We start from the raw sequence: 2050 nt of genomic DNA on the forward strand, positions 1-2050 counted from the left end.
TCTAGGAGTTCAGTTCCACCCAGAGTTTAATAGCAGACCAGGGTATCCAGAAGAATCTTTTGCTGCATTTGTTAAAGCAGCATCTGAATAGATGATTTATGATTCAATTCCAGAATCAGAGATTTTTGAAGTAGAGAATAAAATATCGTGTATTAAAACCATGAAAAAATAAGTTGTACAACAAAGATAATTGGCAAATACAGAATTTTTTCATAATGATCATATAAGAAAATATTTAAAAAAATAAAACTACTTGTACATGCAAAAAGAATAGTCAGAAGAAATTAGTTAGTTACTCAATTTTAGAGATTTCGTAAATTTTCTGCCTCGCATCTCGGATGGATACCTTCTTTTTGACATATCCTTTTTTCAAGAGATGACTTAATGCTAATCGAACAGTCCTATCTGGGAGTAGTGTCTTGTTTGCCAGATCCTTTTGTGTTAATGCGCCTTCATATTCTAATGTTTTTAACAGTAATTTTGAGCTTGGTGGCATACTCAATAATTCCTCGGCCAAGTGAACTTTTTTTGCCAGTGCTGAAATTGCAGTAGAATCTTTTTTTAAACGAATAATTTTAGCAGGAGGAAAAAATTGGGTGCACTCTACAGTTTTGGTTACTTTGAATCTATCTAAACCATCAAGTATTGCCTCACAGTGTACTCTTGCAGAGACATCATCAATTTCAATCAAACTCTCATTAGATACAATAATGGGTCTTCGTGTTACGTCAAGAGAGTTTACTGAAATTATTTCAAATACTGCGGAATCTTGAAACAAAACAGGGCCTCCTGCAGACATTGAATATGCGGAAGAGCCAATTGGAGTAGAAACAATTATTCCATCACTATTGTCGTGCCATACTTCCTCTCCGTTAACTCTCAATGAATGTTCCATCAGCATAGCACTCTTTGATGAAAATACAGCCACATCGTTTAAAACAGGATAGACATTTTTACCATCAATTTTTACACCAAGTCGCGGAACTTCTTCAACAGTATAATTTTGTTTTTTTAAAATTCCAACAAAGGAAGAAAATTCCTTTAGTTCAATCTGTGCCAAAAATCCACTTGATTCCCCTTCATTGATACCTAAGACAGGAGAGGTAGAATCAAAAGTTCTATGAAAATAATTTCTGACACCCTTATCTCCACCCAGTACAATAACACAATCAGCAGATTTGCCTTTTGATTTTGTTATTGTAAAGGATTGGATATCATTTTCATCCAAAATTTTTTTGATTATCTTTGCTGCATTTTCTGTAGTTCCAGAACCATAGATTCCTATTTGCACAAAAGAAACAATCCATCCAGTAGAATAAAAGAATAATGTACACTTTTCTCGTATAACAAACATGATTTTGTGTTTTTTTTTATACAATCAATCAAAACTAGGTATATTCAATGAATATTCCCAAAAATATAAACCCGATATTATGAATTTTGTATGAATTTTAGTACCCAAATAATTCTTAAATTATAAGGATTAGAATGTGTGGATAATTTAGAATAGAAAAATAATTCACAGATTGTCTCGGGCACAACCGCATTTAACATAGACTACTTTGTATTCCCCGTCAGATTTTATATTATGAGACATTGGTTTTCGACAATGTTGACACTCTATAAAACCATGATATTCATCAACTTTAATCATTTTGTATTGCCAAGATTTTGTTTGCTCATCCCAATATACAGAGTTAATTTTGGATGGACCTTCCATGTTTTGAGTTTAACAACTTTTCAATATTTGTCTTTATTGATTTTCAGTTATTATCATATCCACATTCAAAATAAAAAGATATTATTGTGATCAATAGGCTTAAGTTTAAAAATATACACAGTAAATTTGTGGATATTTCTTCAAAAAAATTACCAATTGCTTTGATTGTGTTGCTTTTAGGAATTTTGATGTTACAGATTGTTAGTAATGATTCAAATAAAAAATTCATTGATGCAGAAACATGTGAAATTTGGGTTGAAGATACTTTTACTAAAAAACCAACATACCTAAATGAATTTGATTCTAAATGCTTAGACTTTAAAAATATAA

Annotated in this window: 2 protein-coding genes; one reads left to right on the forward strand and one right to left on the reverse strand. The window is 31.1% G+C overall.

Annotated features, from left to right (window positions below; genetic code table 11):
• Positions 1–292: 292 nt before the first annotated feature.
• Positions 293–1291 (reverse strand): NAD(+)/NADH kinase, encoded by a 999-nt coding sequence (locus OEW78_RS10505; RefSeq protein WP_300327237.1) that lies wholly within the window; start codon positions 1289–1291, stop codon positions 293–295.
• A 557-nt stretch (positions 1292–1848) separates the two neighbouring features.
• Between OEW78_RS10505 and OEW78_RS10510 the strand changes: the two genes are divergently transcribed.
• Positions 1849–2050: hypothetical protein (locus tag OEW78_RS10510; protein WP_300327238.1), on the forward strand; the 202-nt coding region annotated here is incomplete at its 3' end.

Source organism: Candidatus Nitrosopumilus sp., from assembly GCF_029882185.1.
Lineage (GTDB): Archaea > Thermoproteota > Nitrososphaeria > Nitrososphaerales > Nitrosopumilaceae > Nitrosopumilus.